The sequence below is a fragment of the Caulobacter sp. Root1472 genome, from assembly GCF_001426985.1.
GTDB lineage: Bacteria > Pseudomonadota > Alphaproteobacteria > Caulobacterales > Caulobacteraceae > Caulobacter > Caulobacter rhizosphaerae.
Genome location: NZ_LMFX01000034.1, coordinates 21156 through 35224 on the forward strand (window position 1 = coordinate 21156; position 14069 = coordinate 35224).

17 protein-coding genes and 1 tRNA gene are annotated in these 14069 nt (G+C 67.3%); 10 read left to right on the forward strand and 8 right to left on the reverse strand.

The window, feature by feature from the left end:
• A complete protein-coding gene (locus tag ASD47_RS19075; RefSeq protein WP_056759929.1) occupies positions 1-2355 on the forward strand; it encodes a transketolase in 2355 nt (784 codons plus the stop codon).
• On the opposite strand, the gene ASD47_RS19080 is transcribed toward ASD47_RS19075, so the two are convergent.
• Positions 2352-2711 carry a nuclear transport factor 2 family protein gene (locus ASD47_RS19080; RefSeq protein WP_056759931.1) on the reverse strand — a complete coding sequence of 120 codons (360 nt, stop codon included), beginning with the start codon at positions 2709-2711 and terminating at the stop codon, positions 2352-2354. The genes ASD47_RS19075 and ASD47_RS19080 overlap by 4 nt on opposite strands.
• Before the next feature lie 105 nt (positions 2712-2816).
• Positions 2817-3317: a cytochrome c family protein gene (locus tag ASD47_RS19085; protein WP_056759933.1), complete on the reverse strand. Its 501-nt coding sequence runs from the start codon at positions 3315-3317 to the stop codon at positions 2817-2819.
• A 292-nt stretch (positions 3318-3609) separates the two neighbouring features.
• On the opposite strand from ASD47_RS19085, the gene ASD47_RS19090 reads away from it, so the two are divergent.
• The 3 genes from ASD47_RS19090 to ASD47_RS19100 all read left to right on the forward strand — a co-directional run bounded on the left by ASD47_RS19090 (position 3610) and on the right by ASD47_RS19100 (position 5153).
• Positions 3610-4101, forward strand: coding sequence for a GcrA family cell cycle regulator (locus ASD47_RS19090; protein ID WP_056759935.1), 492 nt, complete (start codon positions 3610-3612; stop codon positions 4099-4101).
• Between the two features lie 36 nt (positions 4102-4137).
• On the forward strand, positions 4138-4371 hold the full coding sequence (locus ASD47_RS19095; protein ID WP_056759937.1) for a hypothetical protein: 234 nt from the start codon (positions 4138-4140) through the stop codon (positions 4369-4371).
• 257 nt (positions 4372-4628) lie between these two features.
• Entirely contained in the window at positions 4629-5153 is a 525-nt protein-coding gene (locus ASD47_RS19100; protein WP_056759938.1) for a MarR family winged helix-turn-helix transcriptional regulator, read from the forward strand.
• Positions 5154-5168: 15 nt separating this feature from the next.
• Here ASD47_RS19100 and arfB read toward each other — a convergent pair whose 3' ends face one another.
• Genes arfB through ASD47_RS19115 form a run of 3 tightly spaced genes read right to left on the reverse strand, consistent with a single transcriptional unit; the run spans position 5169 to position 6948 of the window.
• Positions 5169-5591: an alternative ribosome rescue aminoacyl-tRNA hydrolase ArfB gene (arfB, locus tag ASD47_RS19105; protein WP_056759940.1), complete on the reverse strand. Its 423-nt coding sequence runs from the start codon at positions 5589-5591 to the stop codon at positions 5169-5171.
• Positions 5588-6043, reverse strand: coding sequence for a YaiI/YqxD family protein (locus tag ASD47_RS19110; protein WP_056759942.1), 456 nt, complete (start codon positions 6041-6043; stop codon positions 5588-5590). Before ASD47_RS19110 ends, arfB begins: the two co-directional genes overlap by 4 nt.
• A complete protein-coding gene (locus tag ASD47_RS19115) occupies positions 6040-6948 on the reverse strand; it encodes an alpha/beta hydrolase (protein ID WP_056759945.1) in 909 nt (302 codons plus the stop codon). Before ASD47_RS19115 ends, ASD47_RS19110 begins: the two co-directional genes overlap by 4 nt.
• 483 nt (positions 6949-7431) lie before the next feature.
• On the opposite strand from ASD47_RS19115, the gene ASD47_RS19120 reads away from it, so the two are divergent.
• Together ASD47_RS19120 and ASD47_RS19125 are read left to right on the forward strand one after the other, a co-directional pair.
• Positions 7432-7611 carry a hypothetical protein gene (locus ASD47_RS19120; protein ID WP_156402324.1) on the forward strand — a complete coding sequence of 60 codons (180 nt, stop codon included), beginning with the start codon at positions 7432-7434 and terminating at the stop codon, positions 7609-7611.
• Between the two features lie 147 nt (positions 7612-7758).
• A complete protein-coding gene (locus tag ASD47_RS19125) occupies positions 7759-7983 on the forward strand; it encodes a hypothetical protein (RefSeq protein ID WP_056759949.1) in 225 nt (74 codons plus the stop codon).
• A gap of 75 nt (positions 7984-8058) precedes the next feature.
• On the opposite strand, the gene ASD47_RS19130 is transcribed toward ASD47_RS19125, so the two are convergent.
• Positions 8059-8134: transfer RNA gene (locus ASD47_RS19130), tRNA-Thr, on the reverse strand.
• Between the two features lie 135 nt (positions 8135-8269).
• On the opposite strand from ASD47_RS19130, the gene ASD47_RS19135 reads away from it, so the two are divergent.
• Complete coding sequence (locus ASD47_RS19135) at positions 8270-9589, forward strand: serine hydrolase (protein WP_056759950.1); 1320 nt, start codon at positions 8270-8272, stop codon at positions 9587-9589.
• Between the two features lie 122 nt (positions 9590-9711).
• On the forward strand, positions 9712-10479 hold the full coding sequence (locus ASD47_RS19140) for an SDR family oxidoreductase (protein WP_056760467.1): 768 nt from the start codon (positions 9712-9714) through the stop codon (positions 10477-10479).
• Between the two features lie 44 nt (positions 10480-10523).
• Here ASD47_RS19140 and ASD47_RS19145 read toward each other — a convergent pair whose 3' ends face one another.
• Both ASD47_RS19145 and ASD47_RS19150 read right to left on the reverse strand, forming a co-directional pair.
• On the reverse strand, positions 10524-11375 hold the full coding sequence (locus ASD47_RS19145) for an arginyltransferase (protein WP_056759954.1): 852 nt from the start codon (positions 11373-11375) through the stop codon (positions 10524-10526).
• A 123-nt stretch (positions 11376-11498) separates the two neighbouring features.
• Complete coding sequence (locus tag ASD47_RS19150) at positions 11499-12398, reverse strand: flagellar motor protein MotB (protein WP_035078292.1); 900 nt, start codon at positions 12396-12398, stop codon at positions 11499-11501.
• A 116-nt stretch (positions 12399-12514) separates the two neighbouring features.
• Here ASD47_RS19150 and ASD47_RS19155 point away from each other — a divergent pair, with 116 nt between their 5' ends.
• Positions 12515-13378 carry an NAD(P)-dependent oxidoreductase gene (locus ASD47_RS19155; protein ID WP_056759956.1) on the forward strand — a complete coding sequence of 288 codons (864 nt, stop codon included), beginning with the start codon at positions 12515-12517 and terminating at the stop codon, positions 13376-13378.
• The gene (locus tag ASD47_RS19160; RefSeq protein ID WP_235525955.1) at positions 13330-13743 is read left to right on the forward strand and encodes a DUF2809 domain-containing protein; all 414 of its coding nucleotides are present in this window, start codon (positions 13330-13332) and stop codon (positions 13741-13743) included. Before ASD47_RS19155 ends, ASD47_RS19160 begins: the two co-directional genes overlap by 49 nt.
• Positions 13744-14069: the final 326 nt, after the last annotated feature.

Genomic DNA, 14069 nt, shown 5'->3' on the forward strand with positions numbered 1-14069 from the left:
ATGGCCGAGGCCGTATTGGCGGCGAAGCGGCAGGAGCTTGCGCTTCTGCGACGCATCGAGGAACGCATTCTCTGGCTGGCCTCGTGGACGATCCACAACGCCAACCATCTGCGTGAAAGCCGTGACGGACTGAAGGTCGGCGGTCACCAGGCGTCCTGCGCCTCGATGACCACCCTGATGACGGCGCTGTACATGAAGGCGCTTCGGCCGCAGGACCGGGTGGCGGTCAAGCCGCACGCCAGCCCGGTGTTCCACGCCGTGCAGCACCTATTCGGCCGCCAGAGCCTGGAGAAGCTCAAGGCCTTCCGGGCCCTGGGCGGCGCCCAGTCCTATCCCTCGCGCACCAAGGACACCGACGACGTCGATTTCTCGACCGGCTCCGTGGGTCTGGGCGTGGCTATGACCGCGTTCGCCTCCCTGGCCCAGGACTATCTGGCCGCGCGCGGCGCCGTGAAGCCCGAGAAGATGGGGCGGATGATCTCGCTACTAGGCGACGCCGAACTGGACGAGGGCAACATCTACGAGGCCCTGATCGAGGCCTGCAAGCACGACATCCGCAACACCTGGTGGATCGTCGACTACAACCGCCAGAGCCTGGATGCGACCACCCAGGACCGTATGTTCACCCGCTATGGCGAAATCTTCGAGGCCGCGGGCTGGACCGTCGAGACGCTGAAATGGTCCAGGCGCCAGCGCGAGGCCTTCGCCAGGCCCGGCGGTCCGGCGCTGCAGCAATGGATCGAAACCGCGCCCAACGACCTCTATGCGGCGCTCAGCTATCAGGGCGGCGCGGCCTGGCGCGAACGGCTGAACGCTGACCTGGCCGGGGACGCCGACGCCTTGAAGCTGGTCGCGGCGTACAAGGACATCGACCTGGGCGAACTGATGACCGAGTTGGGCGGTCATTGCATGGAGACCATCCTGGAGGCCTTCGATCGGGCGAGCCAGGACGATGCGCCGCGTTTCTTCATCGCCTACACAGTCAAGGGCCTGCGCCTGCCGTTCCAGGGGCACAAGGACAACCACGCCGGCCTGATGACAGAGACCCAAATCGCCGAACTACGCGCGCGGTTGGGCGTGATCGAGGGCGAGGAATGGGATCCGCTGTCGGGCCTCTCGGCGGCGGAGCACACAGCCCTCAAGGGGCTGGTGGCCAGGGCGCCCTTCGCGGCCAATATCGAGCGCGAGCACCTCGCGCCGGCGATCCCGACACCGTCGTCCGACGCTCTGTTGGCGGCTGTCTCGGGCGGCGGCGAACAGTCCACCCAGGCCGCGTTCGGCAAGGTGATGTTCGAGATCGCCCGCCGGGACGACGAGTTCGCCGGCCGGGTGGTGACCACTTCGCCAGACGTCACGGTCTCGACCAATCTCGGCGGCTTCGTGAACCGCCGGGGCGTGTTCCAGCGGCGGGCGCATGAGGACGTGTTCAAGCGTCGGCGCATTCCGTCGGCTCAGGTGTGGTCCAAGGCCGAGACCGGCCAGCATGTCGAGCTTGGCATCGCCGAGAATAACCTGTTCATCGCCCTGGCGGCCTTGGGCCTGACAGCGCCGCTGTTCGGCGAGCGGCTGTTCCCGGTTGGCACGCTCTACGACCCGTTCATCGCCCGCGGCCTGGATGCCCTCAACTACGCTTGCTATCAGGACGCCCGCTTCCTGCTGGTCGCCACGCCCAGCGGCCTGACCTTGGCGCCCGAAGGCGGCGCGCACCAATCGATCGGCTCGCCGCTGATCGGCATGAGCCAGCCGGGTCTGGACAGCTACGAGCCGGCCTTCGCGGACGAGACGGCGGTGCTGATGGCCCACGCCTTCGACCGAATCCAGGCCAAGGACGGAGCCTCCACCTATCTGCGGCTGTCGACCCGGGTGATCGCCCAACCCGGACGCGCCGACGACGCCTGGCGTCATGGCGTCGTCGATGGAGCATATTGGCTGCGCCCGCCAGCCCCCGGCGCTCGGCTGGCCATCGCCTATGCCGGCGCCCTGGCTCCGGAAGCGCTCGCGGCGTTCGAGGCGGTGCTGGAGGACGAGCCGGGCGCAGGCCTGCTTGCCGTGACTTCCGCGGACGTCCTGCATCGCGACTGGACCGCCGCCGGCCGTTCGCGCTGGACGAACGGCGGCCCGCGCACTTCGAAGATCGAAGCCCTGCTGGCGCCGCTCTCCCGCGACGCGGGCCTGGTGACGGTAATCGACGGCGCCCCCTCGACCCTGTCCTGGCTGGGCTCCGTGCGCGGCATGCGGCTGAGGGCGCTTGGACTGGAGACCTTCGGCCAGTCGGGCGATTTGCCGGACCTCTACGCCCGGTACCGCCTGGACGCCGACGCCATTCTGGACGCCTGCGCGGATCTGCTGGTCTAGGAGGGACGGTCCGGGCCCAACTCCACGCTTTGGATCAGCCCGTCCTGGACCGTGTAAGTCGCCGTCACCCGGCTGTCCGACCAAAGGCGGCCAGAGCGGTCGTGGACCGACACCTGCAGCTCGGCTTGTGCGCGCCCATCGGCCAGGGTTTGGATCGACAGGAGGTCGATGTTCGGGGCCAGGGTCTCAAACAGCCTGAGATAGAAAGCCTGCGCGCCGGCCGGTCCAACCACCTGGCCCTCGTCCAGATAGTTCCGGAACCGGGCGAGGGGATGGAAGAGAGCCGCGGCGGTCTCCGCATCCCGGCGGCTGATCGCCTCATGCAGTCGGAGGACAAGCTCGCGAGCGTCGGCCATCGTCAGGCCTTTCCGTGGAGCGCCAGCCTAACGACGCTCCATCGATCACAGGCCCTGTGGACCTTGGTCAGCGGCGCGCGCGCATCTTCCATGGGTTGCGCCCTATCAGCCTTTGGGAGGCTTGTAACCGGTTTCGACCTTCAGATAGGCGATCAGATCGATGCGGTCCTTGGGATCATGCAGGCCCGCGAAGGTCATCTTGGTGCCCGGCATGAAGCCGCGCGGGTTGTCCAGCCACTTGTCGAGATGTTCGGCGTCCCAATTGAAACCGGCGGCCGCGACGACAGGCGAGTACTTGTAGTCGGGCTTGCTGCCGGCCTTCCGTCCGAACACGCCGTACAGGTTGGGGCCTGTCATGTTCGGACCGCCTTCGGTGATGGTGTGGCACGAACGGCAGAGGGCGAACTTGCTCTGCCCGTTCATCAGGTCGCCGGTGTTGTAGGGAGCGGGAAGGGCGGCCAGCAGCGCCTGCTTCTGGGCGTCCGTCGGCGCCGCCGCAGGCGCTGAACTTGCTGATCCGCCGTCGGAAGTCCCCGGGCTCGGCTTTGAACAACCGGCCAAAATGGCACAGACGACCGCGGCGGCGGCGAGATGAACCTGACGCATTTACTCGTTCCCGACAGACATTATGCCGCAAGCTGTGCGGCGCGGCGCCGCATTCATTTTCTGGCCCATTTGTGGGCTCCGCATCCAATATATAACGTCGTTATCCGGTCAAGGTCTCGCCACGTTTCATCGAACGCCCTGCGACAACGCGCGTTATCTCACAGAATGTAAAAGCAAAATGCCCGATTACAAACCGTGGGTATGCACATAAAAAATTGACCAGAATTAACCATAAACGTACCCAGAGAGCGCCGGAGGGGCTGCTCCGGCGACCGGGTAGGAAAACAAGATCATGGACTGGAACGAAGAGCGGACCGCCACGCTTCGCAAACTGTGGCTTGAGGGTATGAGCGCCAGCCAGGTGGCGCGCCAATTGGGCGGCGTCAGCCGCAGCGCAGTGATTGGCAAGGTGCACCGTCTGGGCATCACCGTTCGTGAGGTCCCCACCCGTCAGCGCAGCGCGGTGCGGACCGCCGTTCGGGCCCAACCCCGGACCCGCACGATCCGCGACACCGCTCCTGTCCAACGCTCGGCGCTTCGCCTGGTCGAGGTCGCCGAGATGGCGCCGACCGCGAACATCCTGGGCCTGGAGATCCATTCCTGCCGTTGGCCGATCGGCAATCCCGACTCCCACGACTTCGGTTTCTGCGGCCGCGAAAAGACCGCCCGCGGTTCGTACTGCGACGAGCACGCCCGCGGCGCCTTCCGCAAGCTGGCCTCGCCGTCCGAGGTGAAGGCCTGGGCTCGCCAGCCGGCCGCGCATATCGAACGCCACACCGCCTGACGCCCAGCGCCGAATCCAAGCACCAGGACATCCCCCATGAACATGGTCTTGATCGAGAACACCGCCGGCAGCAGCCAGGTGATCACCATCATCGAAGAGTTCGCCGGTCACTCGGTGTCGCGCGACCTCAATCCAGGCGAGCACACCCGCATCCCGGTCGGTCAATTCAAATCGATCGTCGTACGCGAGACCTATCCTGACGACTGGTTGGCGCGGGCCCGTGCGCGCAACGCCACGATCCCCGACGCGATCGCCAGCTGCGCCGCCTGATACGGCATCCGGGTCCTTTCTAGGGACATAGACGACCCCCGCGAACCTGTTCGCGGGGGTCGTTTCGTCTGGAACCCTATGGTTAGCGTAGCGTTAGCCACGGTCGAACGATGTTCGCTGTCGTTCGCGCCAGGGGGAACGGCGTCGAGTTCCAAATGCATGCAAATGCCCGCCTCCATTCGCGGGCAAGCGGAGCTGCGATTGTGTGCCGCTTCCGCGTGTGACATGAAGGCGCGCCATTTGGCGTGGGGGGAACCATGTCAGAGCAGAAGCAAGGGGAGGGCCGCGGTTTGCCGTTGCCGACCTATGTCAGCTATCTGATGTACCAGACCGAGCAGCACCGGCGCGCCCTTGCCGCAGACTGCATTGCGCAACACGGCTTGAGCTTCGCCAAGTGGGTGGCGCTGGCGTCGTTGGCGCGGTTTGGCGAGTGCTCGATGACTCGCCTGGCGCGGCTGTCCGCCGCCGATCGCACGACCCTGACCCGCTCGATCGACGGCCTGATCCGCGACGGTCTGGTCGAGCGCGGGACCCAGGCGTCGGATCGCCGCAAGGTCGTGGTCCGCTTGACCGCGGAAGGGCATGCCGTTCTGGGCCGCGTTCGGGAAGACATCCACCCGATCAACCAGGAGGTCTGCGCGGAACTGACTGAAGAGGAACAGGTCAACCTCGCGACCTATCTCCAGAAGATCCTCGGCGGATTGATCACCGAGCCAGAGTGGAAGCACGAAGTGCTGTCGTTCGGGCGCGGCTCGGCGGAGCCGATCTGGACCCGGGGCTAAGAGGCTGCTCCAGGCCTAGTCATCGCCCTTCGGCCGACCACGCAACGCCTTGACGCCCGAGCGCTTGCCCTTTGTCTCCAACCTTTTCAGTTTGCTGCTGTAGGTCGGCTTGGTCGGTCGGCGAGGTTTGGGCTTTTCGGTCGCGCGGCGGATCAGCTCGACGAGCCGGTCGCGAGCTTCCTGCCGGTTCATTTCCTGAGAGCGGCTGCCCTGGGCGAACAGGACGATTACGCCGTCCTGGGTCAGGCGGCTGCCGGCGAGGGCCTCGAGCCGCGTCTTGACGTCGTCGGGCAAGGTGGGGGAGTTGCGCACGTCAAAGCGCAACTCGATCGCCGTACTGGTCTTGTTGACGTGCTGACCTCCGGGGCCTGACGCGCGGGTCGCCTTTTCGACGATCTCGTCATCCTCGATCCTCAGCCAGGAAGTGATCTCGATCATCGGACCACGCGCTTGGCCTTGACCACCGCGGTGTCCAGCGCCTGCAGGAACTTGGAACGATCGGCGGCGCCGAAGGCCTTGGGGCCGCTCGTGATCTCGCCCATCGAGCGCAGATGCTCGCCGATCATCCGCGAGGCCAGGGCCGAGCCGATGGTGTCGACGGAGAACAGGCGCCCTGTCGTGCCCAGGGCCTGACCGCCCGCCTTCAGCACCCGATCGGCCAACGGGATGTCGTTGGTGATCACCACGTCGCCGGGACCGGCCCGCTCGGCGATCCAGTCGTCCGCCACATCGGGGCCGGCGTCGACCACGATTTGCTCGATGGCGAGCGTTTGAGGGACGCGGATCCAGCTGTTGGAGACCACGAAGGTCTTCAGGCCGTAGCGCGCGGCGACCTTGTAGACCTCGTCCTTCACGGGGCAGGCGTCAGCGTCGATGTAAAGAACGGTCATGCGCCGTCTCGTAGCGCCTTCCCCAGGCGTTCGCCAAGCGCTGTGACGGCATCGACCGCCGCGGGCAGCACATGGGTGAAGTTGACGAAGCCGTGGGCTTGTCCCGGATAAACCTTCAGTTCCACCGGTACGCCCGCCGCCTCCAGAGCCTTTGCGTAGCTCACGGCGTCCGGGTGGACGGGATCGAGCAGGGCTCCGCTGACCAGAAACGTCGGCGGAGTCGCTGGACCGACGGCGTCCAGCAGGGAAGGCGCGTGGGCGGTCGCCAATTGGGCGTTGATATAGGCGATGGCCAGTCGTCCGATCAGGCGGGCGTCGCGCAGCAGGGTCTGGGCCCAGATCTCGTCATCCAGGTGGACCAGCGGGTAGAACAGGCCCTGGATCTTTACCGCACCGGGCCGCTGGCTATTGGCTTCGTGAGCCACCGTCGCGGCGAGATAGGCCCCGGCGCTGTCACCGGCCGTCGCCAGGCGATCGACGTCGACGCCAAGTTCGGCGGCTTGGTCCTGCAACCAGGAAAAGGCCGCGCGGGCGTCCTCGATCTGCGAAGGAAAGGGGTGCTCGGGCGCCAGGCCGTAAGCCGCGGACACCACGCGGACGCCGGCTGCATGGGCCAGGCGCTGACAGAGAGCGTCATGGGTCTCGATATCCGAGATCACGAAGCCGCCGCCATGGAAGAACAGGATCGCCGGACCCACGGCCTCGGCATGCAGAGGCACATAGAGCCGCACGGCGCGTTTTCCGCTGGCGGCCGGATAGTCGAGGTTGCGGATCTGGGCCAGGCGCGGAAGCTTGCGGTCGCGGTGGGCGATGGCGAAGCGCACGGCGCGGCGCACGCGATCGAGGCCGAAGCGATGGGCGCCGGCCACCCGCTCGGCGAAGACGCTGGTCAGGGGTGCGTTCATCGATCCTCACCTTGGCCGTCGAGCGGTGGAAGGCTTAGCCGGCCTGGGTCCGGCTGTCCACGCGGCGCTCGGCGGTGTCGAATCGGCCGATGGACCGAACGATCCCGCGCTTGGCGTTCTTGGCTGTCCGGACAGAAGTCTTCGCCCAGGGTTTGGGCGCCAGTCGTGCTGTTGCACGCTTTCCGCACAAACGAAGGTTCTCCACAGCTTCACCATGGCGGGCGACGATCCTGCCCTTGATTGATGGCTCCGGCGCATTAGCTATCAACCCGTGGAGCCGCCCTTGGCGCTCCTGCCCTTCCTGGGCGTTTCCTCCCTAATGACTGCCCGGCCTTTGCGCCGGGCTTTTTTTTTGGCCGTTTCGTGGCCTGGGAAGCCGTGAGGCCAACGGCGTCGAAACAGATCGCAACACCGCGACAACATGGCGATGGGACGGTGCACGTGACCACTTCCGGTCGTCACCTCCAGGAGGACATGACGCACATGACTTTCCCAAAGCTGCTTGGAACCGCCACGCTCGCCTTCGCCGCCTTGAGCCTGGCGGCTGCGGCGCCCGCCTCGGCCGGCGAGCGCGACATGCACCACCGTCATGAGCACAAGGTCTGCAAGTGGGAGCGCCATCACGGCCATAAGCAGAAGGTCTGCCGCTGGGTGCATAACTGAGCCTGGATCCGGGCGGGGCGGGGCGGGGCGGGCGCCCGGATGTTCCTTACGGGTCATAGTTTGATCGACGCGCCCCAGCGCGCGCCGTAAACTCGGACTTCAAGCGACACCGCCGCACTGAACCGGCGGTCGCAGTGGAGACTGGGTATGGACAAGGCCGAAATCAATCGCGTCGTTGAGCGACACAAGGCCGAGCAGGAGGCCCTCGACCAGCGCCTGGAGGCCCTGCGTACCGGCAAGCTGCAAGTGGGTTCGCCGACGGAAGACGGCGGCGTGCGGGACGAGACCCACGTCCACATCAACGAATTGGAGCGTCTGCGTCAGTGGCTGGCCGAGAACGTCGCCCGCTACGAGGCTCTGCTCGGCGCCTAGCCAGGGCCTTGCGATCGCAAGCCATCGGCGCTCATTCCGGCGCGGCACGGACGGCGATCGCCGCCTGATGGAAGGTGGTGCCGGTTGCAGGACTCGAACCCGCGACCTTCGGTTTACAAAACCGCTGCTCTACCAGCTGAGCTAAACCGGCCGACGCCGCTACGCTGAGCGGGGGTTCTCCTTAGCCGCAAGGATGGGGCGCGGGCAAGGGCGGCGACCAACCTGATCCATTGCCGTGTCGTCAAACCGGTCTAAGGTGCCTCAAACAGGTGTTCGTGAGGGGCGCATGCGTTTCTGGAGAGCGATGGCGACGGTGGCGGCGACCGCCGTCGTGGCCTTGGCGGTCGATCCGGCCTGGAGCGCCCCCAGGCCGGCGCCGACCTTGGCGGTGGCCGCCCCCGACGCCGCGGGCTTTTCGCCCGAACGCCTCAAGCGCCTGGACGGCTACATGCAAGGGCTCATCGACCAGGGCCACCTGCCGGGCGCGATCACCCTTGTCGCTCGTCATGGCAAGATCGTCAGCTACCAGACCTTCGGCAAGACGGCGATCGGCGGGGCGCCGATGACCAAGGACACCATCTTCCGGATCTATTCCCAGACCAAGCCGGTGACCGGTGTGGCCATGATGATCCTGTTCGAAGAGGGCCGGTGGCGCCTCGACGATCCGGTGACCAAGTTCGTGCCCGAGCTGGCCAATCTGCGGGTCTACAAGGGGCAGAACCCGGACGGGACCTTCATTACCGAGCCAGCGGCGCGGCCGCCGACCATGCGTGAGATCATGAGCCACACCGGCGGCTTCGCCTACGGCCTGCGCACGGATCAGCCGGTCGAGAAAGCCTATCGCGACAGCGGGCTGCTGGGGTCCAAGACCCAGGCCGAATTCCTGACGGCCCTGGCCAAGCTGCCCCTGGCCAGCCAGCCGGGGACCGAATGGCGCTACAGCGTCTCGGTCGACATCCAGGGACTGATCGTCGAGCGGCTGTCGGGCATGAGCCTGGCCGACTTCATGAAGAGCCGCATTTTCGATCCGCTGAAGATGACCGACACCGGCTTCTGGGTTCCAGCCGCCAAGAGCGATCGTCTGGCGGCGCTCTACATGATCGACCCCAAGGCGCGGAAGCTGGTTCCAGCCGACAGCTTCATGGTGCTGGACATCAGCAAGCCGCCGGCGATCGCCTCGGGCGGCGGCGGGCTGGTCTCGACCACGGCGGATTACGCCCGCTTCGTCCAGATGCTGCTGAACGGCGGCGAGCTGGATGGCGCCCGCATCCTCGCGCCTGGCACGATCGAGCTGATGGCGTCCAACCACCTGACCGACATCGTGATGGCCGCCCCGGACGCGGCGTTCTCGCCGGCCAAGGGCATGGGCTTCGGGCTCGACTTTGCAGTGGTCACTGATCCCGCCCGGGCGGGCACGCTGCGCGGCAAGGGGACCTACAGCTGGGGTGGGGCGGCCGGCACCTGGTTCTGGATCGACCCCAAGAACGACCTCTTCATGCTGGGCATGATCCACATCCTGGGCAAGGACGCCGATCCGGCCCTGGCCCATATCGACGATAACGCCGCGACGCTGGTCTATCAGGCCCTGGTCGATCCGGCGAAGTGACGACGGGAACGAGCTCGGTCCCCGGACACGTTGGGGAGCCGGAGTCATCGACCCGTTCTTCGACATCATCCAACGGCCGGGCGCGCTCGGCGCCGGCCCCATTCCGAAAGATCCCAGCCATGATGCAGAACCTGTTTTCCCTGAAGGGCCGCGTCGCCCTGGTCACCGGCGGTTCGCGCGGGATCGGCAAGATGATCGCCGAGGGGTTCCTGACCTATGGCGCGCGCCGGGTCTATGTCTCGGCCCGCAAGGCGGCCGCCTGCGACGCGACCGCCGAAGAGCTGTCGGCGATCGGCGAGTGCGTCTCGCTGCCGGCCGACGTCTCGACCCTGGAGGGCATCAACGGCCTGGTGGCGCGGATCGCCGAGCGCGAGGACAAGCTGGACATCCTGGTCAACAACGCCGGCGCGGCCTGGGGGGCGGCGTTCGACGAGTTCCCCGAGAGCGGCTGGGACAAGGTCGTGGACCTGAACATGAAGACGCCGTTCTTCCTGACCCAGGCGCTGATCGGCCACCTGCGGGCGGCGGGCAAGGAGCACGTGGCCAAGGTGATCAACATCGCCTCGATCGACGGCCAGTCGGTGACCACCGACGAGACCTATCCCTATGGCGCGTCCAAGGCCGGCCTGCTGCACATGACCAAGCGCATGGCGCTGCGCCTGGCGGCCGACAACATCGCCGTCAGTTGCATCGCGCCGGGCGCCTTCGCCTCGGACATGAACAAGGTGGCCCGCGACCATGCCGACACGGTATCCAAGGCCATTCCGGCCGGGCGGATCGGCACGACCGAGGACATGGCCGGGGCGGCGATCTACCTCGCCTCGCGGGCTGGGGACTATGTGACGGGGTCGGCCGTCACCGTGGACGGCGGGGTCAGCTTCGCGCGGTGAGGTCGCGGCGGGGGACGGGCGCATGCGCCTGTCCCCAAGCGTAGCTAGGGCTTACCTGGCGACGGGAAGCCGCCCAGTTCGGCCGGCTCGGCGTCGCTGAGCTCGACGCCGGCGTCGGCGCCGCAGCCCACGGGCTTGGGCGGGCGGGCGCCGCGCTCGCGGGCCGACATCAGCGCCCAGCCGCCGGGCTTGAGGATCTCCAGCGGCGAGAAACGGGCCTTGTAGGCCATCTTCTCGCTGCCGGGCACCCAGTAGCCCAGATAGACATAGGGCAGGCCGTTCAACTGGGCCTGCAGGATGTGGTCCAGGATGATGAACGAGCCCAGGCTGCGCTTGATCAGGCTGGGGTCGTAGAAGCTGTAGACCAGCGACAGGCCGTCGGCGAGCACGTCGACCAGCACGCAGGCGATCAGGTCGCCCGGACCGCGGTCCTGCGAGCGCAGGCGGTATTCGATCAGGTGGGTGCGGACCGCCGTGTCCTCGACCATGGCCACGTAGTCGGGCCAGGTCATCTCGGCCATGCCGCCGTCGGCGTGGCGGGTCAGCAGGTAGCGGCGCAGCAGCTCGAACTGCTCCAGCGTGGCCTCGGCCTCGACCAGGTGGCGTTCCAGGTCGGTGTTGCGGGTCAGGACCTTGCGTTCCGAGCGCGAGAAGGCGTAGTCGGCGGCCGAGGCGCGGGCCGACTGGCAGGCGCGGCAGGTCTCGCAGGCGGGACGATAGGCGATGTTCTGCGAGCGGCGGAAGCCGACCTGGGTCAGGCTGTCATTGACGGTGGGGCCGTCGGACAGCGGCAGGTGGGCGAAGACCTTGCGCTCCTCGCGGCCGGGCAGGTAGGGGCAAGGCGTGGGCGCCGTGAGGAAAAAGCGCAGCTGTCGCGTCGGAAAATGCTGCGTCACGGAAAGCGTCCGATCCTCTAGTCGCCTGGCCCTCGAAGTCGGGCCGATAAGGGATTAGGCGGCATCCGCGGCGGTTGCGCAAGCGTCGCGACGCGGCTGAGCGTCATCACGCCGCAGGCCGCCTCAGAGACCATCGGGAAGCACCGGCTTTTCGCGCAGGAGCACGATCGAGATGCGGCGGTTGCCAGGCAGGGTGGGGTCGTCCGCGTACAGCGGCTCGGAATTGGCCTTGCCCGAGACCTGGTAGATGCGGTCCTCGTCCACCCCGGCGCCGCGCAGCACCTGGCGCGAGGCGTCGGCGCGCTCGGCCGACAGCGACCAGTCGCTGTCCGAACGCTTGCCGGCCGCGCTGGCGCTGGTGTGGCCCGAAATAGTGATGCGGTTGGGCAGCTGGTTGATCACCTTGGCCACGGCGCGCAGCAGGATGCGGGCGCGGTCGTTGGGCTCGCGCGAGTTCTCCTTGAACATCGAGCGACCGTCCTGGTCGATCAGCTGGATGCGCAGACCCTCGGGGGTCTGGTCGATCATGATCTGCTTGGACAGCTCGGCCAGTTCAGGCATGTCCTGCAGCGACTGGCGTAGCGACTGGGCGGCCGAGGCGAAGCTGTCCTGCTCCTTCTTGGCCAGGGCGTCGCGCAGGGCCTGCTCGCTGGCGGAGTCCAGGCTGGCCGAGGTCGAACTCTGGCCGTCCTTGTCGGTCTCGGTGGGGGCCTCGGGGGCCATCTGCTGGATGACCGACATCTTGCCGTCGGCCTTGGCGCCGTCGTCGCCCAGCGAGGTGCCGCCCAGGATGCCGCCCGAGCCGCTGGTGCTGGACGAGATCGAGGCCGGGGCGAAATAGTCGGCGATGCCCTGCTTCTGCTCGGGGCTGGTGGTGTTCAGCAGCCACATCAGCAGGAAGAAGGCCATCATCGCGGTCACGAAGTCGGCATAGGCGACCTTCCAGGCACCGCCGTGGTGCCCACCGCCGACGACCTTCTTGACCTTCTTGATGACGATCGGCTGTTCGCCGCTGACGGCCATTGCGCTTAAGCCTGCTTAACCCTGTTCGGTTGAACCTGACGGCTGGACGTTAAAATGCCGTTGCGATCGGGGCCGCGAAGGGCGATGGACGGCCGTTGCCATGAGGAGTTTCGCGGATGAAGACGGCGTTTATCGGCCTGGGCGTGATGGGCTTTCCGATGGCCGGCCACCTGCAGGCCGCCGGCAACGCAGTGACCGTGTTCAACCGCAGTCCCGACAAGGCCGCGCGCTGGGTCGAGCGGCATGGCGGCGCCAGCCGCCCGACCATCGCCGAGGCGGTGGCGGGCGCGCAGCTGGTGTGCCTGTGCGTCGGCAATGACGACGACGTGCGCGACGTCGTGGCGCAGGCGCTGCCGGCCATGGAGGAGGGCGGGGTGATCGTCGACCACACCACGACCTCGGCGACCGTGGCCCGCGAGATGGACGCCGCGGCCCGCGCCGTCGGCCGCTGGTTCGTCGACGCCCCGGTGTCGGGCGGCCAGGCCGGGGCCGAGAGCGGCCAGCTGACGATCATGGCCGGCGGCGACGCGGCGGCCTACGCCCGGGTCGAGCCGGTGCTGGCGGCCTACGCCAAGGCCATCCGCCTGATGGGGCCGTCGGGCGCGGGCCAGCTGACCAAGATGTGCAACCAGATCGCCATCGCCGGCGTCGTCCAGGGCGTGGCCGAGGCGCTGCACTTCGCCAAGCGGGCCGGCCTGCCGACTGACGACGTGCTGGCGGCGATCTCCAAGGGCGCGGCCCAGTCGTGGCAGATGGAGAACCGCTGGAAGACCATGTCGGAGGGCAGGTTCGACTTCGGCTTCGCGGTGGACTGGATGCGCAAGGACCTGGGCATCGCCCTGGCCGAGGCCGCCGTCAACGGCGCCACCCTGCAGGCCACGGCGATGATCGACGGCTTCTACGGCGAGGTTCAGGCGATGGGCGGTCATCGGTGGGACACCTCGAGCCTGGTGGCGCGGTTGGAGACGCCGAAATCCTGACGCCGCGCCTCCGCTGGGGCTACGGTCTGGCGGCGCTGGCCGTATTCGCCATCGAGGTGTTGATCGCGCTGTTCGTGCGCGACGCGGTGGTGCGCCCCTATGTCGGCGACGTGCTGGCGGTGGTCCTGGTCTATCTGGGCCTGCGCGCCGTGGCGCCGCTGAAGGTCATGCCAGCCGTGATGCTGGCCCTGGCGATCGCGGTGATGGTGGAGTTGGGGCAGCTGTTCCATCTTCTGGACGCGCTGGGCCTGGCTCATGACCGGCTGGCGCGCGTCGTGCTGGGCGGGGTCTTCGACATCAAGGACCTGGCTTGCTACGGGGCGGGAGCGGCCTGCGTGCTGGTGGGGGAGCGGCGACGGACATGATCTCTCGCTCTCACGCGGCTGGCCGCTGAGCTGATGGAAAGGGACGCGGAGCGCCGGACACCGTCCGGAGTTTGAAAATGTATACCGTTTCGACGAAGCCCGATCGCTCCGCGCGGTCGTTATCCGGAAGCCCGCGGCGCTGAGCCCTGTTGGGGCCTCGCCGCCTTGAAGCCTCCGACGGGCGGGCCAGGTCAACGAACCCCGGTCCCGGACCGCGAGCGCGTCACCGCCCGCCTGTTGCTCCGCCGGCCCTCGCGCCACGTCGTTTTTGTGTTCCAGGCCCGACCGGCTCCAGAGACGCGAGGTTTGGTCCAAAAGGACCGCCG

Coding starts and splice junctions, on each gene's coding strand:
- ASD47_RS19075 (WP_056759929.1), top strand. CDS start 1: ATGGCCGAGGCCGTATTGGCGGCGAAGCGGCAGGAGCTTGCGCTTCTG.
- ASD47_RS19080 (WP_056759931.1), bottom strand. CDS start 2,711: ATGGCCGACGCTCGCGAGCTTGTCCTCCGACTGCATGAGGCGATCAGC.
- ASD47_RS19085 (WP_056759933.1), bottom strand. CDS start 3,317: ATGCGTCAGGTTCATCTCGCCGCCGCCGCGGTCGTCTGTGCCATTTTG.
- ASD47_RS19090 (WP_056759935.1), top strand. CDS start 3,610: ATGGACTGGAACGAAGAGCGGACCGCCACGCTTCGCAAACTGTGGCTT.
- ASD47_RS19095 (WP_056759937.1), top strand. CDS start 4,138: ATGAACATGGTCTTGATCGAGAACACCGCCGGCAGCAGCCAGGTGATC.
- ASD47_RS19100 (WP_056759938.1), top strand. CDS start 4,629: ATGTCAGAGCAGAAGCAAGGGGAGGGCCGCGGTTTGCCGTTGCCGACC.
- arfB (WP_056759940.1), bottom strand. CDS start 5,591: ATGATCGAGATCACTTCCTGGCTGAGGATCGAGGATGACGAGATCGTC.
- ASD47_RS19110 (WP_056759942.1), bottom strand. CDS start 6,043: ATGACCGTTCTTTACATCGACGCTGACGCCTGCCCCGTGAAGGACGAG.
- ASD47_RS19115 (WP_056759945.1), bottom strand. CDS start 6,948: ATGAACGCACCCCTGACCAGCGTCTTCGCCGAGCGGGTGGCCGGCGCC.
- ASD47_RS19120 (WP_156402324.1), top strand. CDS start 7,432: ATGACTTTCCCAAAGCTGCTTGGAACCGCCACGCTCGCCTTCGCCGCC.
- ASD47_RS19125 (WP_056759949.1), top strand. CDS start 7,759: ATGGACAAGGCCGAAATCAATCGCGTCGTTGAGCGACACAAGGCCGAG.
- ASD47_RS19135 (WP_056759950.1), top strand. CDS start 8,270: ATGCGTTTCTGGAGAGCGATGGCGACGGTGGCGGCGACCGCCGTCGTG.
- ASD47_RS19140 (WP_056760467.1), top strand. CDS start 9,712: ATGCAGAACCTGTTTTCCCTGAAGGGCCGCGTCGCCCTGGTCACCGGC.
- ASD47_RS19150 (WP_035078292.1), bottom strand. CDS start 12,398: ATGGCCGTCAGCGGCGAACAGCCGATCGTCATCAAGAAGGTCAAGAAG.
- ASD47_RS19155 (WP_056759956.1), top strand. CDS start 12,515: ATGAAGACGGCGTTTATCGGCCTGGGCGTGATGGGCTTTCCGATGGCC.